This window comes from Thalassospira sp. A40-3 (assembly GCF_015871485.1).
GTDB classification, from domain to species: Bacteria; Pseudomonadota; Alphaproteobacteria; order Rhodospirillales; family Thalassospiraceae; genus Thalassospira; species Thalassospira tepidiphila.
Genome location: NZ_CP065428.1, coordinates 182,501 through 207,149, shown reverse-complemented (window position 1 = coordinate 207,149; position 24,649 = coordinate 182,501). Strand labels below are relative to the sequence as shown.

Sequence of the window (24,649 nt, the reverse complement as noted above, 5' to 3'; positions counted from 1 at the left end):
GAGTAAGCCCCACATAACCACTCCAAAGGACCACGCCCCAATATGTCCGACCGAAATTTCACCGTTATTGAAAACACCTTTATCACCATCGCAGACGGCACCCGATTGGCTGCCCGCATGTGGATGCCCGAAAATGCTGAAAACGACCCGGTTCCGGCGGTGTTTGAATTTCTGCCCTATCGCAAGGGCGATGGGACCTGTGCACGTGATGAGTCGACCTATCCCGAATTTGCCAAGGCCGGCATTGCCGGCGTGCGGATTGATATTCGCGGATCGGGTGAATCAGACGGTGTGATTGACGGAGAATATACCGAACTTGAACTGGCCAATGCGTGTGAGCTGATTGCATGGATTGCAGATCAGCCGTGGTGTAACGGATCGGTCGGTATGATGGGGATTTCCTGGGGCGGATTTAACTGCCTGCAGGTTGCTGCTCTTAATCCGCCTGCGCTCAAGGCGGTGATTTCCATCGCATCAACGGTCGACCGCTATAACGACGATATTCATTACAAAAATGGCTGTCATTTGGGTGCACAACTGTCATGGGCCGGCACAATGCTCGCCTATCAGTCACGCTCACCTGACCCGGCATTGGTGGGTGATGACTGGCGGGCAATGTGGCTGCACCGCCTGAAGGAAGAACCGTTCTTTTTGGAAGAATGGCTTCAACACCAGACCCGCGATGAATTCTGGAAGCATGCCTCGATCTGCGAGGATTTTGATGCCGTCAAAATCCCGTCGATGGTTCTGGCCGGATGGGCTGATGGCTATCGCAACACGCCAATGCGCGCGATTGAAGGCATGCCCGATCGCGCGAAGGCCCTGATCGGCCCGTGGGTACATAAATACCCGCATTTCGCCTGGCCAAAGCCGCGTGCCGACTTCACGGGCGAAGCCATCAAATGGTGGAACAAGTGGCTGCGGGGTGATGATAACGGCATCGACGAGCTGCCGCAGATGCGCGCCTATATCCTTGATGGCCCCAAACCGGCCCCGCACCGCGATTTTGATCCGGGCTTCTGGATCGCCAAGGACACATGGACGCAGCCCGAAACCAAGACCGTCTATGTCAATGACGGCAGGCTCGCCTTCGAGGCAGGTGACGAAAGTGCCCCTGCTGCAGACATCTATTTGAAATCACCACTCGATACCGGAACCGCATCGGGCGAATATTTCACGCTGAAACCCGATGCCGAAATGGCCATTGATCAGCGTCCGGATGACGCCGGATCACTGGTCTTTGAAACCGCACCGCTAGAGGCCGAGATTGACCTTCTGGGCCGTCCGGTTTTGCGTCTTGATGTCGAATGCGATGCAGACTGGTCGAACCTGTGCGCACGTCTGGTCGATGTGCATCCTGATGGTACGGCAACCCGCGTATCGTTCGGGGTTCTGAACCTTGCCCATCGTGATCTTGAAGCCAATTATAACGATCCCAAACCGATGCCGCGCGGTCAGAAAGTCACCGTCACGCTTGTGCTTGATGCCTGCGGCTATCGTTTCAAGCTGGGTCACCGCATGCGGCTTGCACTGTCGACATCCTATTGGCCGATGATCCTGCCAGCACCCTTTGACGCGGGACTGACTGTATCACCATCTTCTATTGCTTTTGATCTGCCGTTGCTCGGCGCGCACGAGAAGATTGAGGTCAAGGAACCGGACAATCCCGATCCGCTGCCGAAATATATCGAACACAAACCGGGCCGGACAGAACGGAGTGTTCAACGCAATCTGACGCATAACGAAACCCGCTATCGCATCTATGAAGATACCGGTCTTCATGAACATCCTGATTCGCGCCTGTCGACCCGACAAGTGCGCAGCGAAACCTGGACGATCAATCCGCTTGATCCGACTTCGGTTAAGGGTGAAGCGGCCTGGACCTGTGATCTGGAACGTGATGACTGGTCGGTGCGAACTGATTGCCACGCGGAACTGACATGTGACCGCGACAATTGGTATCTGTCGGCCTGGGTGATTGGCTATGAGGGCAGTGAACAGGTTTTTGAAAAGACTTGGGAAAAGACCATTCCCCGAAACTTCATGTAACCATCTGCACGAAAAAGGGCCGGTTATCCGGCCCTTTTCTTATAATTGGTCGATCATGGTGCGAACAGCATCGCGCAAAACTCAGAACTTCAGATCAAGCGTGATCAGAATATCAGCGCTGCGTGTGGCCGGATCGCCGGAGAAATCCAGTTTGCTGGAAAATCTTTCATCAAGGTCGGTCAGCGTTGCGCCAGCGGATATTTCAGGTGTCCCGCTATCAGACAGGCTGGTACCGACATAAGGCGACGCCGTTCCGGCAAAGCTTCCGTCCCGACCGCTAAACGAAATGCCATAAGCAACCAAACCGCTCAGCGTATATTCGCTGTAGTCATCACGCCCGACCACGCGGGAGCCCTCGACTGCCCCCGACAGACCTGTCCCGACCGAGGCAAACCGCACACCACCGCCAAGGTCAAAGGCCCCAGCATCGCCGTTGGTCTGGTCGGTAAAATCGTGAATATAGCCCGCTTTCACATATGGGGTCAGAGATGTCTCGCTTATCTGGAAAGAATAAGCCAGCTCGGCATTCGGCTTTAACTGAACGGTATTAACTGCGGATTCCTCGACCCGGTTGCCGTCACTTTCGGTGTAGGCAGCAAGCGTATTTCGCGACGTCAACGCACCAAGCCCACCTGTCACGCGGAGCGGGCTATCTGCGATCGGCTGGAAAGTTTGGCGGACATCGACCTGCATATACCAGCTCTGGCTGTCAGTATTGCCTGTCACGCTTGTATTGCGGCTCTTGGTCACATCGCCAAACGCATAGCCCGCGATGGCAGAGAAGATTAGATTATCGGATGGCGTGTAGATGACATAGGGGGAAAGGCTCCAGGTATCCTCGTCATACGTGCCGGTTTCAAAGGTCGTCGTAATATCTGTCTGGGCATAGCCAACAGACAGACCAGCTACGAGTGCGGGCGACAACCGGTAGTCTGCACCAAGATTATATCCCCAGACGCTGCCATCGAACCGATTGTCTTCGTTTGTTTTGTTGCGTGTGTTCTCGACATCGGTAAAGGACCCGTGACCCCAAAGCGTAATCGGACTTTCGCCTGATATGAAAGTGCGTTGTCCAATTCCATCCGTCGGTGTATCCGATGTTTCTGCTGCAGACAGAACGCGCGACGTATCAAAGGATGCAAGCATCGCCAGTCCGCGTACGGTTGTTCCGTTAGTGCGCGTTTTCTTTTCCATCGGATCATCGAACAAGCTCGAAGAAGCAAAGCCGAATTGCTGTGTCGACGGGGCATTGGCTGGCACCGTTCCAACGGATGGGCCAGCTGCCACATTTGCCACGCGCGACCCAAAATTCTGTCCGATGATCACGGATTGAGACCGCGTCACTGAACCCTGAACCGCGCGCCGGGCCGCGGCCGAGCTCTCCGAGGACGCCGCGTCAGTAGTCGTGATTGTGACCGATCCGCTATTGTAGGTGAAATTGTTTCCAAAGCCGCCGGCGAGGGTATAGGAGAGGGTCATTCGGATCGTCGACCCGTTTTCACCGTCAATTAAAACCGTCGCCGTTTCGGTGCCGTCTGCTGACCGGTTGCTAGAGCAGTTGGCACCTGCTGCGGCGGTAAAGCTCCCCATGGAACAGCCTTTATGCGCCGTATCACTATGCGCTGCACCTGTACCGATTCGGAACTGTTCTGGACCGCCGATCTGATTGAAGAAGACGATATCGAATTGGGCGCTGCTGGGTGAAATCGTATTTGCTGTCAGGGTGCAGGTGCCCGCACTGTGATCGTATTGCAGAGTGTTCGGCTGAGAGGGATTAAACCCCGCCACCGAACAGGTGATTGTCGTCGTTGCCGCAAATCCGTCACGCCAATCACCGATCATAACGCTGCAAAAGACGGTCATCGCCAAAAGCAGCGATGATTGCAGTTTCGCAAATTTGATCATGCAGGTCCCCCCGAACCATTACGCACCCAAACTGCTTAATCGCAGACAAAACTGAGTTGCATAAGAATCTTATAAACTCAAAGTTTTATTGGGATCAACATCTTATCGGTCATAACGAACGACGCGCGGTTCCCGCACGCGCAAACTGTCCGCCCTGTATCGCTTCTTTTTGATCGGGTATGCATCTTCGGCCCAAGATGGTGTAATCGGCCTGTTAGGGGGTTTCCAGCATGTCCGAAATGGCTTTGCACAGATGCCCGAATGCTGCTTTCGCCCCCGGGCTCATATGCCTGGCCCGCAGCCAGCCATGGATCATTTGCGGCTCTTCACGGTATTGAACGGAAATGCCCGCACGGGCAAGGCGGGCGGTATATTCGCGCCCATCATCGCGCAGCGGATCAAAATAGGCCGCCGTGATAAAGGTTGGTGGAAGCCCACGCAGATCATCAACAGAAAGCGCATGGGCAAACGGATCATCCATCGGTGCCTTCAGCACATCACGATAGTAAATCACGTCATCGGTGCTTAAGCCCGGCGCATTGGCCATCTGGCCATAGCTTGGCCAGTTCAAGTCACCGCCAAGGGCCGGATAGATCAATGCCTGCCCCAAGACGCGGTTACCAAAGCCTTCTTCACGGGCCCGAACCGCGATCCCGGCGGCCAGCATGCCACCCGCACTGTCGCCCACCAGCACAATCTTCTTGCCCGATGCCAGGATGCTTTGGGTCACCCGATGGCAATCTTCGTGCTGGGCGGGCCAGATATGTTCCGGCGCAAGACGGTAATCAATTGCGATCAGTTCGGCTTTTGCCGCCTCGGATATTTCCGCACAAATCGCATCGTGGCTGTCGCGCGAACCAACTACAAAGCCACCGCCATGCATATAGACGATCTTGTGGTTTGATGTGCAATCGGCCGGGCGGTAATGGCGCACCGGTACATCGGCAATCACGTCATCTTCGACCTGCATGCCTTCGGGATGCGGAAAGGCAAATTCAGCACAGAGCGCATCGTACCAGCTGCGTTGCTGTTCGATTGATGCCGCCACCGCGTCGGGCGGATAGAACCCGTCGCATTTGGCGATAAAGGCACGAATGCCTTCTTCCTCTGGCATCGGGTCATAGGTCACTTCGGGGGAAACCTGATCGGAATTGGCCATCAACGGATCCTTGGTCAAAGACGTGATAGATCAACCTAACGCGGATGCCCCCGCAGTTAAAGACTGCAGGGGCATCACACAGCGTTATTGTGAACTGGTTCCACGCAAAACGGATCGTACGTTTAGACTAACCGATTGCACGACCAAGCTGATCTGGCTTGGGCAGGCTTGCATGACGTTTTGCCATTTCTGCCAAATTGGTTGCCACCACGCCACCAGGCTCGGATGTGCGACGGGTTTTAAGGTCCACATGCAACAACATGGTCTCAATCGTTGCCGCAACCGCACCCTCATCATTGAGCAGGCGATGGAAAAGATGAAGTTTCTTGCCTTCGCCCTTGATCAGTTGGGTGGTCACACGGATATGGTCGCCTGCACTGATTTCGTGCAGGTAGCAGACATGGGTTTCAACCGTGAAATAGCTGCCCCCACTGGCAATATAATTTGCATCCGCCCCGACCAATTCCATGAAGCGGTCGCTTGCCTGTGAACTGACCTCAACATAATGGGCTTCGTTCATATGCCCGTTATAATCCGTCCAGCTTTGCGGGATCTGGCGATCACCGGTTACCGGAAGATCGTTGATCGGCATCGGTTCGGGAAGCGACGCTTCGTGATCATTGATCGTGCCGCCGGCACCACTGCCCGATTTCTTAAGCGCACGCATCATGCCAACAAGGTTGTCATCGCGCAGGCGTTCAAGGTCACGGATGCTCATATGACCGGACTGATCATCTGATTGCTGCGCAATACGCGCGGTCAATTCCGGGGTCAGTTCCGGCACATCCATCAGTTTCGTCCACGGCCATTTAAGGGCCGGTCCAAACTGCCCGATGAAATGTTCCATCCCGGCCTCGCCCCCCGCAATGCGATAGGTTTCAAACAAGCCCATCTGGGCCCAGCGAAGGCCAAAGCCATACCGGATGGCGTCATCAATTTCCTCGGTCGTCGCGACCTCGTCATGAACAAGCCACAGCCCTTCGCGCCAGACAGCCTCAAGCAAACGGTCGGCAATATGCGCATCAATTTCCTTGCGCACGACAAGTGGCTTCAGCCCGACAGAGCGCAACACGTCACAGCCGGCTTCAAGCGTCGCAGCGTCGGTCGCGGCAGACGGCACGACTTCGATCAAGGGCAGCAAATAAACCGGGTTGAATGGATGCGCGACAACGATCTGTTCGGGTTTGATTGATCCTTGCTGCAACTCGCTTGGCTTAAAGCCCGACGTCGATGACCCGATCAGGCAATCCGACGGGGCATGGGCCTGAATTTGTGCAAGGATCTTGTGCTTAAGCGCAAGTTGCTCCGGCACGCTTTCCTGAATCCATTCCGCCCCAGACACGGCCTTTGCCATATCGTCATGGAAGGTCAGTTTGCCCTCGTCTGGCAAGGAGCGATCATAAAGTGCGGGCAAGCTTCGGCGTGCGTTTGCCAGAACTTCGTTGATCTTGCGTTCGGCCTGCGGATCCGGATCGAAAACCGCCACATCCCAGCCATTTAGCAAAAACCGCGCGACCCAGCCGCCACCAATGACACCACCGCCAATGATGGCGGCCTTTTTGTTTGAGCTCGTGGACATTAGCGTGGCTCCCGCTTGGTCAGGCCAAGCTTCTTGCGGACCGCATCCGGGCCAATCACGGTGGCACCCATGCCCTCAACAATACCAACCGCGCGTTCAACCAGCTGGGCATTGGTGGCAAGCACCCCTTTCGACAGGTAGATATTGTCTTCCAGACCTACCCGAACATTGCCCCCGGCCAGAACCGATGCCGCAACATAGGGCATCTGATCGCGCCCGATGGAAAAGGCCGACCAATTCCAGTCGGACGGTACATTATTCACCATCGCCATAAAGGTATTAAGGTCATTTGGCGCACCCCACGGAATGCCCATGCAAAGCTGCACCAGCGCCGGGCTTTCAAGAATGCCTTCGGACACCAGTTGTTTGGCAAACCACAGATGGCCGGTATCAAACGCCTCGATCTCGGGCTTGACGCCAAGGTCGGTCATCATCTGTCCCATGGCGCGCAGCATGCCCGGCGTGTTGGTCATGACATAATCGGCCTCGGCAAAGTTCATGGTGCCGCAATCAAGGGTGCAAATCTCGGGCAGGCAATCAGCAATATGCGCCATCCGCTCGGACGCGCCGATCATATCGGTCGCGCCTTCATTGACCGGAAGCGGTGCCTCGGTCGAGCCAAAGACGATATCGCCACCCATGCCAGCGGTCAGGTTCAGAACAACATCGACATCGGCTGCCCGCACCCGTTCGGTCAGTTCGCGGTAATATTTCAAATCACGTGACGATGCCCCGGTTTCGGGATCACGCACATGGCAATGCACCACGGCCGCCCCGGCCTTGGCCGCGTCAATTGCGCTATTGGCGATCTGTTCGGGGGATCTTGGCACATGCGGGGATTTGTCCTGCGTGCCGCCTGAACCGGTCACGGCGGCGGTAATGAAGACTTCCTTGTTCATCGAAAGCGGCATGATGGCCTCACTGTTTTTGCAATCATTCTCTGCCATCAGGATATCTCGATTGCCGATATTGATTTTACATATTCCGTCATTTACTTTTCTGATCATGCCACACCCGCATCACCGATTTGTCTTTGTCCTGTTTGACGGTTTTTCCAATCTGGTTCTGGCCAGTGCGCTGGAACCGTTACGCGCGGCCGCAGGTCTTCCAAACGGGCTACAAATCAGCTGGGATATCTGCACGATCGATGGATCACCGGCGACCAGTTCCAGTGATCTTGTCATCACGCCGAAGGCAGCCCTCAATGCCATCCCTGACCCGACACATATCGATTATCTTGTGGTGATTTCGGGTTATGACATGCGGCATCATTTGTCGTCGCGCACCCGTGCCCGCCTGCAAAATGCTGCGCAACATGCGCGCACGGTGATTGGTGTCGATACCGCCGCCTGGTTGCTGGCATCGTGCAACATGTTGGCGGGAAAATCGGCAACCATCCATTGGCAGGAACTTGATCAGTTCCGTGAACAGTTCCCCGATGTCACCGTATTGACTGATCGCTTTGTCGAAGACGGCAAGATGATCACATCCGGGGGTGCTTCAACCGTCATGGAAATGATGCTGCACATCCTTGCGCGGCAATATGGGCCAGCGGTTGCCTTTGATGTCAGCAATCTGTTTGTCTATGACGCCCGCCATCAGAGGCACGGCGACCCCAATATATCAGCACGCGGCGCAGACCGATTGCACGGTCCGGGCGCGGATCATGTCCGGCGTGCGGTTGCCGAAATGATCGCCCATATCGAAACGCCGGTTGCGCTTAAATCCATTGCGACCCACGCCGGGTGTTCCCTGCGCAGTCTGGATCGCGCCTTTCAGGACAATTTGCAGATGGCACCGGGGAAGTATTATCAAATGCTGCGTCTTGGCCGGGCCCGTGATCTGGCACGATCCACCGACATGAAGCTTGCCGACATCGCGCTTCAAACCGGGTTCAAAAGCCACGCGGCACTCAGCCGGGCCTATGCGCAGGCCTTTGGCACGACATTACGCGCGATGCGCAGCAAACGTCGACCTGCTGCCGCCGTAGGCACATAACAGACCATGTTACAGCCGGATTGACTCAACACTGTCCTTCAAAAGCTGTGCACTTTTTTCAAGGCCGTCACGCTCTGCACTGACAAGCTCAGGCATCAGATCGGTCTCAATCCCTTGCGCCCCGACCACGCGGGGAATGGACAGGGCAACATCCTTGACCCCGACAATTTCGTGTGTCACACACGATACGGTCAGAACGTCATGCTGATCCTGTGCAATCGCCTTGATGATCCGCGCCAATCCGGCCCCGATCCCGTAATAGGTCGCCCCTTTGCCCTTGATGATTTTATAGGCCGCGTTGCGCACGCCATCATCAATGGTGGCACGCACATGCTCTGTAATCGGAGAACCAACTTGGGCAGCAATATCGGCCAGTGAAAGCGATCCCACCTTGGCGTTCGACCAGGCCAGAACTTCGCTGTCGCCATGTTCGCCAAGGACATAGGCATGAACCGATTGCGGCGAAATGCCCAGATGCCGCCCCAAAAGACTGCGGAAACGGGCAGTATCAAGGATCGTCCCCGAACCGATCACGCGGTTGGCAGGCAGCCCGGAAATCCGTTGCGTAATTTGGGTCATGATATCAACCGGGTTCGACGCAATCAGGAGAATTGCGTCAGGCGCCACAGCAAGAACATTGCCGACCACGTCCTTGAAAACGGCGGCGTTTCGTTCCAGCAAAGCCAGCCTGCTTTCACCGGGTTTCTGACTGACCCCGGCGGCAAGGATGATCACCGATGCCCCGGCAAGACCGACATAATCAGCCGCCTCGACAATTGTTGAGGATAGAAAGGGCACTGCGTGCGCAATGTCTTCGGCTTGGGCGACGGCCAGATCGTGGTTCTGATCAACCAGAACCACCGAACTTGCGAGTCCCATGACGGCAAGCGCATAGCCCGCCGAACTTCCGACCATTCCGGCCCCGACAATGCCGACTTTCATCACCCGAATCCCCAATTTTCACGGTCTGTTGTCATGATGATGCCATTGCGGTCGATTGACGTCAAAAAAAGCGAGGAAAACTGCTGTTGCACATTGAAATTTCTCCAGACAAAGGCCACCTAGCCGGTATCGTGTGCCCGACAAAGATAACTGCGTCGCAAAACTACTGCCCAATTGACTTATGCTTTCTCCCTTAGCGACCTCATTTAGAAATAGATTTTCTGATCGCTCACTCTTTACCGTGGGCGTGCCAAAGAGCAGGTTACCTGCCGGCGGAGTAGAGGGAGACTTTGGGTGCAACTGACGGCCCGCAAACCGGCACGTACATTGTACGTGAAACCATGTTCGTATTCGCTTTTGGGTGCGAATACCAATCGTGCCAACCACCATGGTTTTGCGGCAAACGGTTTCCTGCGTTCAGCACCATCACATTTTGTGCGGATGCAAAACTGTCAGTTACCTCGGCTATACCAACTTTCTCGCGCGCAGATAGCCACTGAAGACGTCCAGGAAATAAGCCCGAGGCCGGAAACAACCGGTTTCAATTGTCTGTACACCGACGAATGTGATCGGTGATATGCTTACGCCCTGATGCAAACGGCTAGCCATGCACAGGATTCCATCCAGATACCATTGAGAGAAGCCGAGGTATCCGACCATGCATTCTTCTGACATTCAAAAACTCGTCGCCCGCCGCCAGACATTCAAAAGCCTTGAAGCGCCGTTCTACAGCGATCAGGACATTCTGGATCTGGATATGGAAGCGATCTTTGGCCAGCACTGGATCTTTGTTGGCGTAGAGCCGGAACTGCCCGAGCCGGGCGATTGCATCACGGTTGAGATCGGCGGGGCCTCGATCCTGATCCTGCGTGGCGATGATATGGGCATTCGTGCCTTCCATAACGTTTGCCGTCACCGCGGTGCGAAACTGATCGACGAACGCCAAACCACAATTGGCAATATCGTCTGCCGTTATCATGGCTGGACCTACAACGAGGATGGCGACCTTATCCTTGCTGAGCACATGGGATCGGGCTTTGACAAATCCTGTCATGGTCTCAAATCGGTTCATGTGCGTTCCATTGCAGGCCTGATCTTTATCTGTCTTGCCAAGGATGCGCCTGCCGATATCGAGGAAATGGCCAAGGTCATGGAACCCTATCTTGCACCGCATGACATTGCCAATTGCAAGGTGGCCCACGTTTCCGAACTGATCGAGGAAGGAAACTGGAAGCTGACCATGGAAAACAACCGCGAGTGCTATCACTGCGAAGGCAACCATCCGCAGTTGACCGTGCCGCTGTCAGAATTCGGTTTCGGTTTCTCACCTGATGAACTTGATCAGCGCCGCTCCGAAGACGTTGCGAAATATACCCAGACCATCGCCAATGATCATGCCCGCTGGGAAGCATGCGGTCTGCCGTCTGCCGAACAGGATCAATTGTCGAGCGTGACTGGTTTCCGCACCATGCGCCTGCCGCTGATGCGTGAAGGGGAATCACACACCCTTGATACAAAATCGGCCTCCAAGAAACTGCTTGGCAATTTCACCGATGCCAAACTTGGCGGGCTCAGCTTCTGGACACATCCGAACTCATGGCACCACTTCATGGCTGATCATGTCGTGACCTTCTCTGTCCTGCCGCTGGCACCGAACAAAACGCTGGTCCGGACCACCTGGCTGGTTCACAAGGACGCGCATGAGAACGAGGATTACACGCTTGATAACCTCACCCATGTGTGGAACATGACCAACCAGCAGGATGCAGACCTTGTGCGTCTTGCCCAGATTGGCAGCGAACAACCTGCATACGAACCGGGCCCCTATTCCAAGTTTACCGAACCGCATGTCGAAGCATTCTGTGACTGGTATATCAAGCGTCTGGAAGATCACTTCGCAACGACCAAAGCCGGGATTGCCGCAGAATGACCGACAAGAATACCACCGACAGCAACAAGGGCGATCAGGCCCCGGTCGAAGAAATTCTGACCGAAGTTACCCGGGTCCCGCTTTGGGACCCGGAAAATGACGACGTCCTTGTTTGCCGTCAGGTGCGTCAGGAAACGCACGACGTAAAGACCTTTGTCTTTTCCGCACGTGAACCGCGCGCGTTTCGTTTCTACCCCGGCCAGTTCATGACGTTCGAACTGCCGGTCGATGGCATGATTACCCGTTGTTACACGATCTCGGCTTCGGCAGCGCGTCCATACCGTCTTGAAATTACGGTCAAACGGGTTCCGGGTGGCCCGGGGTCGAACTGGCTGCATGACAACATGCTTCCGGGCAAGGAAATCAACGTTTCCGGTCCGGGCGGCGAATTCACTACTGATGCCACGGGCGAAGAAAAGCTGTTGTTCATTTCGGCTGGCAGCGGCATCACACCGATGATGTCGATGACACGTACCGCCTGTGACCTGTCCGAACCGACCGACCTTCATTTCGTTCATGCGGCACGTACGCCGTCTGATCTGATTTTCCGTGACGAGCTTGCCCTGCTGGCTGCACAGAACCCGACCCTGAAGGTGGCACTGACGTGCGACAGCGCGTCTGCCAGCCATCAGTGGACCGGGTATACCGGCCGCCTGAGCCTGCCCATGCTGTCGCTGATGTCGCCCGACTTCAAGGATCGCAAGGTATTTTGCTGCGGCCCTGCCCGCTTCATGGAGGGTGTGCGTCACATGCTCGAAGAAGCTGGCTTCGACATGGGCAAGTACTACGAGGAAAGCTTTGATTTCGGCGCCGAAACTGCGGGCACGTTCGAAGAACACGCCTCCGTCGCACCAGAAATCAGCGAGCAAACCTTCCGCGTCAGCTTCAGCAAGACCGGCCACGTGGTTGAATGCAGCCCGGGTATGACCATTCTGTCGGCCGCCAAGGAAGCCGGCCTGATGCCGATGTCATCCTGTCAGCGTGGCATTTGCGGCACCTGCAAATCCAAACTGGTTTCCGGTGAAGTCGACATGAACCATGGTGGCGGTATCCGTCAGCGCGAAATTGATCAGGGCAAGATCCTGATTTGCTGCTCGACCCCGCTTTCCGATGTCGAGGTCGAGATGTGATATCTCTGCGATCTTAATCGCACCAATTCAAACGCCCTGCTTGCCATCACAGTAAGCAGGGCGTTTTCGTTTCTTATGCGCCGGCCTCAAGCTGCGGTGCGTCTTCGACCATCGCACTTGTGGCCAGTGAATCCGGGATCGGGCGACGCAGGGCCTGTGGTGTACAACCATAACGACGGCGGAACATCCGGCTAAGGTGCGAAGAATCACAAAAGCCGCAATCAACTGCTATCTGGGCGACAGACTTGTCGCTTTTTTCGATCAGGTGCTGGGCCAGATCAAGCCGGATATTAAGGAACGCCACCTGGGGCGATGTATCCAAAGCCATCCTGAAATGCCGTTCGATCTGGCGTTTGCTGTTGCCCATGCGACGCGCAATTTCCTGCACGGAAATCGGCATATCGATATTTTGCTGCATGATCAAAAGTGCGCGCTGCACGATCTGATCCTGCGTTTTCAAATCCAGTGGAATGCCCGGCTGTGGCTTTTCCGCCTGAAGCGCATCATCAATGATCATGATATGCAGGCTTTTGTTCGCCTGTGCTCGCCCGACATGCTTATCGACCAGATAGGCCGCCAGATGTGCTGAGCTAACCCCGCCAGAACAAGTCAACCGGTCACGGTCGACCACAAAAATCTGCTCGGTAACCGGATCAAGCCCTTCGAACTGCTCGACCACTTCGGAATGATGGAACCAACTTACACAGCAACGATACCCGTCAAGAAGCCCGGCCTCATGCAGCATAAAGACCCCGGTGCAAACACCGACAAGCGGCACCCCGGCTTCGGCCGCCTCATGCAGGAATTTCTGATAGGCGGGGCTCAGCTTTTCGGCGTCATCCATCAGCCCGCCAACAACCACGATATAATTGAACCGCCGTGGATCGCCCAAGCGTTCCTTGGGCTGCACCGCGATCCCGCTACTTGATGTGATCGGGTCCATCGTGTCCGACAAAACCGTCCATTTACACAGGATCGGACGACTGCGATCACCTTCGTCTGCTGCAAGGCGCAAAACATCGACAAAGTTGGCAAAGGCGCACAACGTAAAGCGTTTTGCGAGGATAAAACCGACGGTTAAACGCGGTGCAGTCTGGGCACGTGCTTCAGGCTTCTTGAGCATCGGTTCCTCCGATACAGACAAGGTTACCGGCTTTGTCGTAGCGGTAATCTCACTTTGACGCAAACATTCTATTTTTTGGCGCAAAAAGTCGCCAGATTACTTTTCATGATACCGAAGGGTATGTCGGCTAAGCAAGAGAAACACAGGGTCACGGCAGAATCAACAATCGGATTGCGATCAGGATGCCAAAATCGGCAAACAGTACATTCGCGCCCCGAAACGATCGCCAGAAACCTGTCAAAATTGCCCCGACCCCGGAAACTCGGCATCCAGAATTGCACCACGCTCAATATCGCCTCCGGTAGTGTCGCATCGCGTAACGCTTCCAGTCTTTGAAACTTAAATCGGGTTGCTGCAATAGGCACCCACCCCGGACCAAAAACTTGTTTGATCCGGATTTCGTCAGAGAGGGAAATGATGAAGGTTCTCGTACCGGTCAAACGGGTCGTCGACTACAACGTGAAAATCCGCGTCAAGGCGGACGGTTCCGGTGTCGACCTTGCCAATGTCAAAATGTCGATGAACCCCTTCGACGAGATCGCGGTTGAAGAAGCCATTCGCCTTAAGGAATCCGGTCAGGCTGACGAAATCGTCGCCGTTTCGATTGGTCCGGCACAGGCACAGGAAACCCTGCGCACCGCCCTTGCCATGGGTGCTGATCGCGCGATCCTGGTCACGGTTGATGGTCCGGTTGAGCCGCTTGACGTCGCAAAAATCCTCAAAGGTGTTGTGAACGCCGAGGAACCCGGCCTTGTCATTCTGGGCAAACAGGCGATTGACGACGATGCCAACCAGACCGGGCAGATGCTTTCGGCCCTGCTTGGCTGGTCACAGGCAACTTTCGCCTCCAAGCTGGAACTCTCAGCTGATCACGCCAAGGTAACCCGCGAGGTGGATGGCGGTCTTCAGGCCATCAGCGTCAGCCTGCCGGCAATTGTCACCGCCGACCTTCGCCTCAACGAGCCGCGCTATGCGTCGCTTCCCAATATCATGAAGGCAAAGAAAAAGCCGCTTGATAGCAAAACCGCCGCTGACTTTGGCGTTACCGTTGCCCCGCGTCTGCGCCTGATCCGGGTTGAAGAACCGGCAACGCGCAAGGCGGGCATCAAGGTTGCCGATGTTGCCGAACTCACCGACAAACTCAAGAATGAAGCTGGCGTCATCTGACCCAGGCGGAGATTGAAATCATGGCTATTCTTCTTTTTGCCGAACACGATAACGCCACCTTGTCCGAACAGACCGCAAAGGCCCTGAGTGCTGCAACCCAGATCGGCGGCGACATTGATATTCTCGTCGCGGGTGCTAGCGTTGGTGCCGTTGCCGAACAGGCATCCAAGCTTTCTGGTATTCGCAGTGTTCTGGTTGCCGATAGCGACGCACTGGCAAACCATCTTGCCGAAAATGCTGCTGACCTGATCGTCTCGCTTGCGGGTGACTATGACACCATCGTTGCCGCGGCTACGGCGAACGGCAAAAACATCCTGCCGCGCGTTGCTGCCCTGCTTGATGTCATGCAGGTGTCCGAGGTCATGGAAGTTGTCGACGCCGATACTTTCAAACGCCCGATCTATGCCGGCAACGCCATCGAAGTGGTGCAAAGCACAGGCGCCAAGAAAGTGCTCACCATCCGCACCTCAAGCTTTGGCGCGGCCGAGGCCGGCGAAAGCACCGCCGAAATCAAGCCGGTTGATGCCGGAAGTGCAAATAGCGGCAAATCTTCCTTCCTTGAAAACATTCTGTCGGAAAATGATCGGCCGGAACTGGGTTCTGCCAAGATTATTGTTTCCGGTGGCCGTGCCCTTGGTTCGGAAGACAAGTTCAAATCCGTCATCACGCCACTGGCCGACAAACTTGGTGCTGCTGTTGGTGCATCGCGTGCGGCTGTCGATGCGGGCTATGCCCCTAATGACCTTCAGGTTGGTCAGACGGGTAAAGTCGTTGCACCCGACCTATATATCGCATGTGGTATTTCCGGTGCGATCCAGCATTTGGCGGGTATGAAAGATTCCAAGATCATCGTTGCCATTAATACCGATGAAGAAGCGCCGATCTTCCAGGTCGCAGATTACGGCATTGTCGGTGATCTGTTTGAAATCCTGCCGCAGCTGGAAAACCAGCTTTAACATTCAACACGAGACATCAAGACGGAACCAAACCAGTGAATGATACCTCTTATATCCTTCGTGTTGCCTGTGATGATCAGCCGGGCATCGTTGCGACCGTTACCTCTGCTCTGGCCACGCGCGGTGCGAATATCGCCGAGTCCAACCAGTTCTGGGACCGCCACACCAACAAGTTCTTCCTGCGTGTTGCGATCATCACACCGGCAGATATCGACAAGGAATCTGTTGCCCTGTCGCTGAACCCGGCGGTGGATCGTTTTAACCTGAAGCTCAAGATTGATGAAGTTGCACGCCGTCCGAGAATCATCATCATGGTTTCGAAATTTGACCATGCGATGCTGCACCTTCTTTACCAAATCAAGGTCGGCTGGCTCGACGCCGAAGTTGCGGCTATCGTTTCGAACCACGAAGATGCCCGCAAGGTCGCCGATCAGGAAGGCATTCCCTTCTACCACTGGCCGGTGAACAAGGAAAACAAGGCTGAACAGGAAGCCAAGCTTGCTGACCTGATCAAGGAAACCAAGTCTGAACTGGTGGTCCTTGCGCGCTACATGCAGGTCCTGACCAACGAGCTTTCCAGCCAGTTCTATGGCATGATCATCAACATTCACCACTCGTTCCTGCCAAGCTTCAAGGGGGCAAAGCCCTATCATCAGGCTTACGAGCGCGGGGTGAAACTGATCGGGGCGACCGCACACTATGTCACGCCGGATCTTGATGAAGGCCCGATCATTGAACAGGAAACCGAACGTGTGAACCACGCCATGTCCGCAGACGATTTCGTCGCGGCTGGCCGCGATATCGAATCCCGGGTTCTCGCCCGCGCCGTCAAATACCATCTTGAAGGCAGGGTGATGCTTAACGATCACCGAACGGTTGTCTTCACTTTGTAGTAAACTTCGCAAAGGGGCCGGCTTTGACCGGTCCCTGACGCGTTTTCGCCATGCCGAGCACTGACAAACATCTCGGAAAGAAGGATTGAGAGAAATGAGCGCATTTCCAAGCAAGGCCAAAGTCGTCATCGTCGGTCTCGGGGGTATTGTTGGTTCCTCGGTGGCGCATCACCTGATCGAAAATGGCTGGGATGATATTGTCGGCATCGACAAATCGGGCATTCCGACAGATATCGGCTCGACGGCACACGCATCCGACTTCTGCTATGCCACCAGCCATGATCAGCTGACCACCTGGACCACCATGTATTCCATGGATTTCTATGAAAAGATGGGCCATTACGCGCGCATCGGTGGTCTGGAAGTCGCACGTGTTGGTGATCACGAACGCATGGGCGAACTCAAACGCCGCGTTGACTCCGGCAAGGCATTTGGCACCAACGTCAAAATCATTTCGGCCGCTGAGGCCAAGGAAAAATTCCCGCTTCTCGAAGAAGACCAGATCATGGGTGCGATGTGGGACCCGGATGCCGGTCTTGTTATTCCGCGCTCCCAAACCGTTGCTGGCAAACTGATCGATCAGGGCGTTGCATCTGGCAAGCTCAAGATCTTCTCCAACACCTCGGCGCTTGAACTGATCACCGAAGATGGCCGCATCAAGGGTGTCGTCACCGAACGCGGCACGATCCATGCCGATTATGTTGTTGTCTGTGCGGGTCTCTGGGGCCGTCTGATCGCGGAAATGGCCGGCGAAGACCTTCCCGTCATGCCGGTTGATCATCCGCTGACCTTCTTCGGGCCGTACAACCAGTTCGAAGGCACCGGTGTTGAAATCGGTTATCCGTTGCTGCGTGACCAGGGCAACTCGGCCTATATGCGCGACACCGGCGACCCCAAAAGCACTGAGGGTGGCCAGATCGAATGGGGTTACTACTATGAGGAAAACCCGCGTCTGGTCCATCCGCGCGACATCCTTGAAAAGGATCAGGCACGTCTGTCCCCGTCGCAGCGCGACCTTGAGCTTGAAGACGTCATGGAACCGCTTGAACGCGCCATGGAACTGACCCCGATCCTGACCGAGCTTGGCTTTAACGAAAGCCACTCGTTCAACGGCCTGTTGCAGTCCTCGGCCGACGGCGGCCCATCGATGGGTGAAAGCCAGAACCTGCGTGGCCTTTGGTATGCGGTTGGCATCTGGATTAAAGACGGACCGGGCATGGGCAAACTGATTGCCGACTGGATGACCCATGGCCGCACGCACATCGACCACGCCTCGGTCGATTTCTCGCGCTTTAACAAGTTCCAGCTGAATGAACAGTATATCCACGACCGTTGCTATGAAACGGCAAAAAAGATCTACAACCCGCCGGTCCACCCGCGCGAGCCGTTCGCCAATGCCCGTGGTATTCGTCGTTCGCCGTTCTACGAGCGCGAAGTCGAACTTGGCGGTTACTTCATGGAACTGGGCGGCTGGGAACGTGCACATGGCTATGCCGCCAACGAGCACCTGCTTGAAAAATACGCCGATCGCGTGCCGGTCCGTGAACATGAATGGGACAACCGCCACTTCTGGCGCGTATCGAACGCAGAACAACTGGCCATGAGCGACGATTGCGGCATCATCAACCTGTCGCATTTCCACATGACCGACATTTCCGGCCCCGATCACGTCGAACTGATGGAATGGCTTTGTGCTGCGAAGATCGGTGGGGATGCCAATATCGGCAAGGGTATCTATACCCACATGCTTGATGACGAAGGCATGGTGCGTGCCGACTTCACCGTTTTCCGCATGGAAGACCGCTGCCGTCTCGTCAATGGTGCCGATGCTGGCCCGCGTGACCTGACCTATATGCGCCGCACCGCCCAGGATAAGGGTTGGGATGTCACGATCACCGATGTGACCGAAGATTTCACCACCATCGGCATCTGGGGTCCGAACGCGCGTGAAAACCTTAAAAAGGTTGTCGAAGACCCCGAGGCGCTCAATGTGGAAAACTTCCCGTTTGCCGCCATCCGTCAGATCAAGATTGCCGGCAAGACCGTCTCGGCCTTCCGCATTTCCTACGTCGGCGAACAGGGCTGGGAACTTCACATGCGTTATGAAGACGGCCTGGCTGTCTGGGATGCGTTGCGCGGCATTGGCGTTCTGGCCGTCGGTGTTGAAACCTATGCCAACTCACGCCGTCTGGAAAAGTCACTGCGCCTGCAGAACGCAGACCTGCACACCCAGTACAACCTGCTTGAAGCCGACCTTGCCCGCCCCAAGGTCAAGGAAGCCGACTTCCGCGGCAAGGCAAAGCATGTCGAATATCGCGAACGCGATCATCAACCGGCCATGCTCTGCACGCTGATCATGACCGATAACGTTGATGCCAGTGGTGTTGCCCGTTATCCGGTCGGGCGTCTGCCGGTAATGGATCCGGAAACTGGCAAAACCCTGATTGATGAATTGGGCCGTCGTTCCTTCACCACCTCGATCGCCTTTGGTCCAAGCATCGGCAAAAACATCGCCCTTGCCTACCTGCCATGGGACTATTGCCAAGAAGGTCGCAGACTCAACGTGTCTTATATGGACGAGATCTATCCGGTCGAAGTTTACGGCATCGGCTACAAACCGATCTACGATCCGGAAAACCTTAAGCCGCGCAGCTAAATCGCGTACGCGCCATACGAACAGAAAAGGGCGGGGAAATTCCCGCCCTTTTTTCATATTCGAACCGATCAAGGCTTAACAACCGGCTGAACAGACCCCGGCGCTGTCGAATTCCATGGTCTTGCCACTCAACGGAACATGGGCTGGAACACTCACTGCGTTGATAAAGGCCTCTGTCCGGGTGCCGGAACGCACATTACCGCCATCCGTTGCCCATTCATTGGCGTGCGATGGAATAACCGATGCCGGCATGATCAGGTTATTGATCACATAGGCGGCTTCTGTCGGGCCGGTGGTGTAGGTATCACCGATATTCATCACCACCAGCTTCGCACCGTAATGACCGCGCACCACAGCATCCTGTTCGGCCGTGATGCCGGTATCACCTGACAGATAGACGGACAACCCGTTCGAGAACGTCAGGACATAACCGGTCGGCGGCCCCGCATACGCCGTCACCCCGGAAGATTTAAGCATCTCGCCCAACGGCCCACCCAGGAAGTCTCCAGACACACCGTTGCTGTGCACCGCCGGAACCGTGGTGATGCTCACACCACCGACCATACGCGAAGCCCCGAAACGCACCAGAACGGACTTGTCCGGATCACCCCCGATACTTTCAAGTTTACGTCCCAGAATACCGGGCATTTCGCTACCGGTTACGATCAGCGCATCCTTGGCATGTGCAATCTGAACCGTGTTCGACACGGACCGGACATCAACCGGGAAGGATGGCTTGCCGCATTCCGTTGCATTCACCGCCTCGATATGACGGTCACCAAGGTGGTCCCCATGCATATGGCTAAGCAATACCGCATCAATCTCGCCCAATCGCGCGTCGTATGGCCCGGCCACCGTTCGACCGGTGTCGTAAAGAATACGGGTACCATCCGGATCTTCGAAAATCATCGCCCGGTCAAGCGGGCAGAACTCGCCATCAACCGCGCCAAGCGGGGTCACTTTAACAGTCTGGGCCTTCGCCGATGCACCGATGACCAATGCTGCGGTAATCAACCCCGCAGCAAATCCACCCCATTTTCCACGCGTCTTCATGATCTGTCCTCCACTGTTTCATCACATTGAGTTTTGATCCGCTGACTTTAATACGTGCAAATAGGGCATCGGATTTGCGCCCTGCACCCGACCGACACGATCCTAACATAATTCGCCTTGCAACCTGGCATTGTTCAGCGGAAGACGGTGGCGGCCCAAGACTGACTCTCCGGGCAATAAAAAACCCTGCCGCCGAAGGGGGCAGGGTTTTTTTATTGGTTGCGGGGGCAGGATTAGCGCTCGCTTTGCTCGCTCAGCTCCGGCCTATGGCCTACGCAAAGAACCTGCAAACAGGCATAGGCCTGTTTGCGATGTTCCAATCCATATGCACCCGATAATCGAACATTAAAAAAGCCCGCCACAAGGGCGAGCTTTATTAATGTTGGTTGCGGGGGCAGGATTTGAACCTGCGACCTTCAGGTTATGAGCCTGACGAGCTACCGGGCTGCTCCACCCCGCGTCAGTGGGTGTATTCTGTTGTTTAAACAGATAACGCCGCGTCTGGGATGATGCGGCGTTGGATGTTTGGGTGTGTTTATAGGGAATATGAGTTGCTGTATTTGGAAGGCCCGGCGGTGACCTACTCTCCCGTGCCTTAAGACAAAGTACCATCGGCGCAGGCTGGTTTCACTTCTGAGTTCGGGATGGGATCAGGTGGTTCCCGGCCGCTATGGCCACCGGGCCGTCCAAACACAGCGAAGAGATCGGAGATCTTTGTAAGATCGTGATGTTGAGTTGCGAACTATTTATTGTTGTGACGTATTGGTCTTGCTGGTTTTACCGCTGCGCAAGTCATATGCAGATCAGTAGCAAGAGGGATCAATCAAGCCGATCGATCAATTAGTACTGGTTAGCTTCACGTGTTGCCACGCTTCCACACCCAGCCTATCAACCTGGTGGTCTTCCAGGGATCTGATAGGGATACCTAGTCTTGAAGGGGGCTTCCCGCTTAGATGCTTTCAGCGGTTATCCCTTCCGCACTTAGCTACCCGGCGATGCTCCTGGCGGAACAACCGGTACACCAGAGGTGCGTCCATCCCGGTCCTCTCGTACTAGGGACAGCTCTTCTCAAGTATCCTACGCCCACGGCAGATAGGGACCGAACTGTCTCACGACGTTCTAAACCCAGCTCACGTACCACTTTAATTGGCGAACAGCCAAACCCTTGGGACCTGCTCCAGCCCCAGGATGTGATGAGCCGACATCGAGGTGCCAAACACTCCCGTCGATGTGGACTCTTGGGGAGTATCAGCCTGTTATCCCGGCGTACCTTTTATCCGTTGAGCGATGGCCCTTCCACGCGGGACCACCGGATCACTATGACCGACTTTCGTCTCTGCTCGACTTGTCAGTCTCGCAGTCAGGCAGGCTTTTGCCATTGCACTCTTAAGCTGATGTCCGACCAGCCTGAGCCTACCATCGCGCGCCTCCGTTACTCTTTGGGAGGCGACCGCCCCAGTCAAACTACCCGCCATGCAGGGTCCCGGATCCGGATAACGGACCTCGGTTAGATATCAGGAAGCAAAAGGGTGGTATCTCAAAGGTGGCTCCACCATGGCTGGCGCCATGGCTTCAAAGCCTCCCACCTATTCTGCACATTCACATCCTGATACCACTGCAAAGCTGTAGTAAAGGTGCACGGGGTCTTTCCGTCTGACCGCGGGTACTCCGCATCTTCACGGAGAATTCAATTTCGCTGAGTTGGTGTTGGAGACAGTGGGGAAGTCGTTACGCCATTCGTGCAGGTCGGAACTTACCCGACAAGGAATTTCGCTACCTTAGGACCGTTATAGTTACGGCCGCCGTTTACCGGGGCTTCAATTCAATGCTTGCACATCTCCTCTTAACCTTCCGGCACCGGGCAGGCGTCAGACCCTATACGTCGTCTTGCGACTTCGCAGAGCCCTGTGTTTTTAGTAAACAGTCGCCACCCCCTAGTCTGTGCCCCCACCGTAAAGTTGCCTTCACGGTGGGCCCCCTTCTCCCGAAGTTACGGGGGCAATTTGCCGAGTTCCTTCAACACCATTCTCTCAAGCGCCTTGGTATATTCAACCTGCCCACCTGTGTCGGTTTGGGGTACGGTCCATATGTGAGAGTTATTTCCTGGACCTCCTTGGCAGCTTCTCCAATCCAATAAGGAAAAACTACTTCCAGAGGCCGTCACTTCTCACGGGTACAGGAATATTAACCTGTTTCCCATCGACTACGCATTTCTGCCTCGTCTTAGGGGCCGACTCACCCTGCGCGGATTGGCCTTGCGCAGGAACCCTTGGGCTTTCGGCGAGGGAGGTTCTCACTCCCTTTATCGCTACTCATGTCAGCATTCTCGCTTCCGATACCTCCAGCATGCCTTACGGCACACCTTCACAGGCTTACGGAACGCTCCGCTACCACTTGTTCAAAGAACAAGTCCGCAGTTTCGGTGTGTGGCTTGAGCCCCGGTACATCTTCGGCGCGGGACAGCTTATTTAGACCAGTGAGCTGTTACGCTTTCTTTAAACGATGGCTGCTTCTAAGCCAACGTCCTGGTTGTCTTGGCCGTCCTACATCCTTTCCCACTTAGCCACAACTTTGGGACCTTAACTGGCGGTCTGGGCTGTTTCCCTCTCGACCACGGACCTTAGCACCCGTAGTCTGTCTGCCAGATAGTACTCATCGGTATTCGGAGTTTGATTAGGTTTGGTAAGCCGGTAAGGCCCCCTAGCCCATTCAGTGCTCTACCCCCGATGGTATTCGTCTGACGCTCTACCTAAATAGATTTCGCGGAGAACCAGCTATCTCCAGGTTTGATTGGCCTTTCACCCCTAACCACAAGTCATCCCCGTCTTTTTCAACAGACGTGGGTTCGGTCCTCCAGTGACTGTTACATCACCTTCAACCTGCTCATGGCTAGATCACCTGGTTTCGGGTCTAATCCCACAAACTCAATCGCCCTATTAAGACTCGCTTTCGCTGCGCCTACACCTATCGGCTTAAGCTTGCTTGTAAGACTAACTCGCTGACCCATTATGCAAGAGGTACGCTGTCACCCCATAAAGAGGCTCCAACTGCTTGTAGGCATCCGGTTTCAGGAACTATTTCACTCCCCTTATCGGGGTGCTTTTCACCTTTCCCTCACGGTACTGGTACACTATCGGTCGTCAAGGAGTACTTAGGCTTGGAGGGTGGTCCCCCCATGTTCAGACAGGATTTCACGTGTCCCGCCCTACTCGAGGACTTATGCAATTTCTACCCGTACGGGGCTATCACCCACTATGGCCGACCTTTCCAGATCGTTCCGGTTCTTATGCATAAGCCACTGGCCTGGTTCGCGTTCGCTCGCCGCTACTAGCGAAGTCTCGGTTGATGTCCTTTCCTCCGGTTACTGAGATGTTTCAGTTCACCGGGTTCGCCTCCTGCCGCTATGTATTCACGACAGGATCACCCTATTGGGTGGGGTTTCCCCATTCAGAAATCTACGGGTCAAAGCCTGCTCTCGGCTCACCGTAGCTTATCGCAGAGTGCCACGTCTTTCATCGCCTCTTGACGCCAAGGCATCCACCAGATGCCCTTATTATGCTTGAGAGATCCCTCAGCTAACTGTTCTGCGGCTTGCGCAGGGGTAAAACCTGCAAAACCACATCACAACTAGTTCGCGATCACGTTCTTTCGTTGCGAAAAAAATCACAACGGAAAGATCCGTTCTCTTCATATTCCCTATTCACAATGTCAAACATCTCGTCATCTAACTCTCTCGAGCCAGATATCTCGTATCTTCCAAACCCCTTTTTGCTCACTGAATGCCATCCGGCATTCAGAGCGCGCCGCCAACGTTCTCATTTAAGAGGGCCAACCCGGCGCGCAGTGTCTAAAACAACTGCTCTGCCATGTGGCACCGTCGACTATTCGATAACGTTCATCGTCCAACTGTTCTCGCAGCCGCTTTGCGGCGCGCTTCACCAAAGAATTGGTGGAGGTGAACGGGATCGAACCGATGACCTCCTGCTTGCAAAGCAGGCGCTCTCCCAACTGAGCTACACCCCCAGTCTCTGAAGGATCTCTGTAAGTCAGTCGTTGGTACTTCGACACACACTGTAAGTGGTGGGCCTGAGAAGAGTTGAACTTCTGAC

At 55.1% G+C, this 24,649-nt stretch carries 15 protein-coding genes, 3 tRNA genes and 2 rRNA genes (1 of these 20 only partly in view); 8 read left to right on the top strand and 12 right to left on the bottom strand.

All coding sequences use genetic code 11. The annotated features are described in order from the left end of the window. Nucleotides 1-42: 42 nt before the first annotated feature. Entirely contained in the window at nucleotides 43-2,049 is a 2,007-nt protein-coding gene (locus tag IT893_RS00905; RefSeq protein WP_197146538.1) for a CocE/NonD family hydrolase, read from the top strand. 81 nt (nucleotides 2,050-2,130) lie between these two features. On the opposite strand, the gene IT893_RS00900 is transcribed toward IT893_RS00905, so the two are convergent. The 4 genes from IT893_RS00900 to IT893_RS00885 all read right to left on the bottom strand — a co-directional run bounded on the left by IT893_RS00900 (nucleotide 2,131) and on the right by IT893_RS00885 (nucleotide 7,639). Next, nucleotides 2,131-3,954: an autotransporter outer membrane beta-barrel domain-containing protein gene (locus tag IT893_RS00900; protein ID WP_197146537.1), complete on the bottom strand. Its 1,824-nt coding sequence runs from the start codon at nucleotides 3,952-3,954 to the stop codon at nucleotides 2,131-2,133. A 214-nt stretch (nucleotides 3,955-4,168) separates the two neighbouring features. Further along, nucleotides 4,169-5,113 (bottom strand): alpha/beta hydrolase, encoded by a 945-nt coding sequence (locus tag IT893_RS00895; RefSeq protein WP_157097750.1) that lies wholly within the window; start codon nucleotides 5,111-5,113, stop codon nucleotides 4,169-4,171. A 127-nt stretch (nucleotides 5,114-5,240) separates the two neighbouring features. Continuing rightward, entirely contained in the window at nucleotides 5,241-6,692 is a 1,452-nt protein-coding gene (locus tag IT893_RS00890; protein WP_197146536.1) for a carnitine 3-dehydrogenase, read from the bottom strand. After that, nucleotides 6,692-7,639, bottom strand: a complete 948-nt coding sequence (locus tag IT893_RS00885; RefSeq protein WP_252724030.1) for a 3-keto-5-aminohexanoate cleavage protein — start codon at nucleotides 7,637-7,639, stop codon at nucleotides 6,692-6,694. The genes IT893_RS00890 and IT893_RS00885 overlap by 1 nt, the downstream gene beginning before the upstream one ends. A 13-nt stretch (nucleotides 7,640-7,652) precedes the next feature. Between IT893_RS00885 and IT893_RS00880 the strand changes: the two genes are divergently transcribed. Next, entirely contained in the window at nucleotides 7,653-8,690 is a 1,038-nt protein-coding gene (locus IT893_RS00880; RefSeq protein WP_197146535.1) for a GlxA family transcriptional regulator, read from the top strand. A 9-nt stretch (nucleotides 8,691-8,699) separates the two neighbouring features. On the opposite strand, the gene IT893_RS00875 is transcribed toward IT893_RS00880, so the two are convergent. Beyond that, entirely contained in the window at nucleotides 8,700-9,632 is a 933-nt protein-coding gene (locus IT893_RS00875; RefSeq protein WP_197146534.1) for an L-lactate dehydrogenase, read from the bottom strand. Nucleotides 9,633-10,290: 658 nt separating this feature from the next. Here IT893_RS00875 and IT893_RS00870 point away from each other — a divergent pair. Both IT893_RS00870 and IT893_RS00865 read left to right on the top strand, forming a co-directional pair. After that, on the top strand, nucleotides 10,291-11,562 hold the full coding sequence (locus IT893_RS00870; RefSeq protein ID WP_197146533.1) for an SRPBCC family protein: 1,272 nt from the start codon (nucleotides 10,291-10,293) through the stop codon (nucleotides 11,560-11,562). Then, nucleotides 11,559-12,692, top strand: a complete 1,134-nt coding sequence (locus tag IT893_RS00865; RefSeq protein WP_197146532.1) for a hybrid-cluster NAD(P)-dependent oxidoreductase — start codon at nucleotides 11,559-11,561, stop codon at nucleotides 12,690-12,692. Before IT893_RS00870 ends, IT893_RS00865 begins: the two co-directional genes overlap by 4 nt. Nucleotides 12,693-12,765: 73 nt before the next feature. On the opposite strand, the gene IT893_RS00860 is transcribed toward IT893_RS00865, so the two are convergent. Beyond that, on the bottom strand, nucleotides 12,766-13,815 hold the full coding sequence (locus IT893_RS00860; protein WP_063089291.1) for a GlxA family transcriptional regulator: 1,050 nt from the start codon (nucleotides 13,813-13,815) through the stop codon (nucleotides 12,766-12,768). Nucleotides 13,816-14,232: 417 nt separating this feature from the next. On the opposite strand from IT893_RS00860, the gene IT893_RS00855 reads away from it, so the two are divergent. The 4 genes from IT893_RS00855 (at nucleotide 14,233) to IT893_RS00840 (ending at nucleotide 19,487) form a co-directional block, all read left to right on the top strand. Further along, nucleotides 14,233-14,982 carry an electron transfer flavoprotein subunit beta/FixA family protein gene (locus IT893_RS00855; protein ID WP_197147624.1) on the top strand — a complete coding sequence of 250 codons (750 nt, stop codon included), beginning with the start codon at nucleotides 14,233-14,235 and terminating at the stop codon, nucleotides 14,980-14,982. Nucleotides 14,983-15,002: 20 nt separating this feature from the next. Beyond that, nucleotides 15,003-15,938 (top strand): electron transfer flavoprotein subunit alpha/FixB family protein, encoded by a 936-nt coding sequence (locus IT893_RS00850; RefSeq protein WP_197146531.1) that lies wholly within the window; start codon nucleotides 15,003-15,005, stop codon nucleotides 15,936-15,938. Nucleotides 15,939-15,973: 35 nt separating this feature from the next. Beyond that, nucleotides 15,974-16,831 (top strand): formyltetrahydrofolate deformylase, encoded by an 858-nt coding sequence (purU, locus tag IT893_RS00845; protein ID WP_008889668.1) that lies wholly within the window; start codon nucleotides 15,974-15,976, stop codon nucleotides 16,829-16,831. 94 nt (nucleotides 16,832-16,925) lie between these two features. Beyond that, nucleotides 16,926-19,487, top strand: a complete 2,562-nt coding sequence (locus tag IT893_RS00840; RefSeq protein ID WP_197146530.1) for an FAD-dependent oxidoreductase — start codon at nucleotides 16,926-16,928, stop codon at nucleotides 19,485-19,487. A gap of 75 nt (nucleotides 19,488-19,562) precedes the next feature. On the opposite strand, the gene IT893_RS00835 is transcribed toward IT893_RS00840, so the two are convergent. The 6 genes from IT893_RS00835 to IT893_RS00810 all read right to left on the bottom strand — a co-directional run. Further along, nucleotides 19,563-20,540, bottom strand: a complete 978-nt coding sequence (locus tag IT893_RS00835) for an MBL fold metallo-hydrolase (protein WP_197146529.1) — start codon at nucleotides 20,538-20,540, stop codon at nucleotides 19,563-19,565. A gap of 383 nt (nucleotides 20,541-20,923) precedes the next feature. After that, nucleotides 20,924-21,000: transfer RNA gene (locus IT893_RS00830), tRNA-Met, on the bottom strand. Nucleotides 21,001-21,107: 107 nt separating this feature from the next. Next, nucleotides 21,108-21,222, bottom strand: a 5S ribosomal RNA gene (gene rrf / locus IT893_RS00825). Between the two features lie 137 nt (nucleotides 21,223-21,359). Beyond that, nucleotides 21,360-24,105 (bottom strand): 23S ribosomal RNA (locus tag IT893_RS00820). 382 nt (nucleotides 24,106-24,487) lie between these two features. Beyond that, nucleotides 24,488-24,563 (bottom strand) — tRNA-Ala (locus tag IT893_RS00815). Between the two features lie 55 nt (nucleotides 24,564-24,618). Continuing rightward, nucleotides 24,619-24,649, bottom strand: a tRNA-Ile gene (locus IT893_RS00810); it runs 46 nt beyond the window's last position.

Coding starts and splice junctions, on each gene's coding strand:
- IT893_RS00905 (WP_197146538.1), top strand. CDS start 43: ATGTCCGACCGAAATTTCACCGTTATTGAAAACACCTTTATCACCATC.
- IT893_RS00900 (WP_197146537.1), bottom strand. CDS start 3,954: ATGATCAAATTTGCGAAACTGCAATCATCGCTGCTTTTGGCGATGACC.
- IT893_RS00895 (WP_157097750.1), bottom strand. CDS start 5,113: ATGGCCAATTCCGATCAGGTTTCCCCCGAAGTGACCTATGACCCGATG.
- IT893_RS00890 (WP_197146536.1), bottom strand. CDS start 6,692: ATGTCCACGAGCTCAAACAAAAAGGCCGCCATCATTGGCGGTGGTGTC.
- IT893_RS00885 (WP_252724030.1), bottom strand. CDS start 7,639: ATGGCAGAGAATGATTGCAAAAACAGTGAGGCCATCATGCCGCTTTCG.
- IT893_RS00875 (WP_197146534.1), bottom strand. CDS start 9,632: ATGAAAGTCGGCATTGTCGGGGCCGGAATGGTCGGAAGTTCGGCGGGC.
- IT893_RS00870 (WP_197146533.1), top strand. CDS start 10,291: ATGCATTCTTCTGACATTCAAAAACTCGTCGCCCGCCGCCAGACATTC.
- IT893_RS00865 (WP_197146532.1), top strand. CDS start 11,559: ATGACCGACAAGAATACCACCGACAGCAACAAGGGCGATCAGGCCCCG.
- IT893_RS00860 (WP_063089291.1), bottom strand. CDS start 13,815: ATGCTCAAGAAGCCTGAAGCACGTGCCCAGACTGCACCGCGTTTAACC.
- IT893_RS00855 (WP_197147624.1), top strand. CDS start 14,233: ATGAAGGTTCTCGTACCGGTCAAACGGGTCGTCGACTACAACGTGAAA.
- IT893_RS00850 (WP_197146531.1), top strand. CDS start 15,003: ATGGCTATTCTTCTTTTTGCCGAACACGATAACGCCACCTTGTCCGAA.
- IT893_RS00840 (WP_197146530.1), top strand. CDS start 16,926: ATGAGCGCATTTCCAAGCAAGGCCAAAGTCGTCATCGTCGGTCTCGGG.
- IT893_RS00835 (WP_197146529.1), bottom strand. CDS start 20,540: ATGAAGACGCGTGGAAAATGGGGTGGATTTGCTGCGGGGTTGATTACC.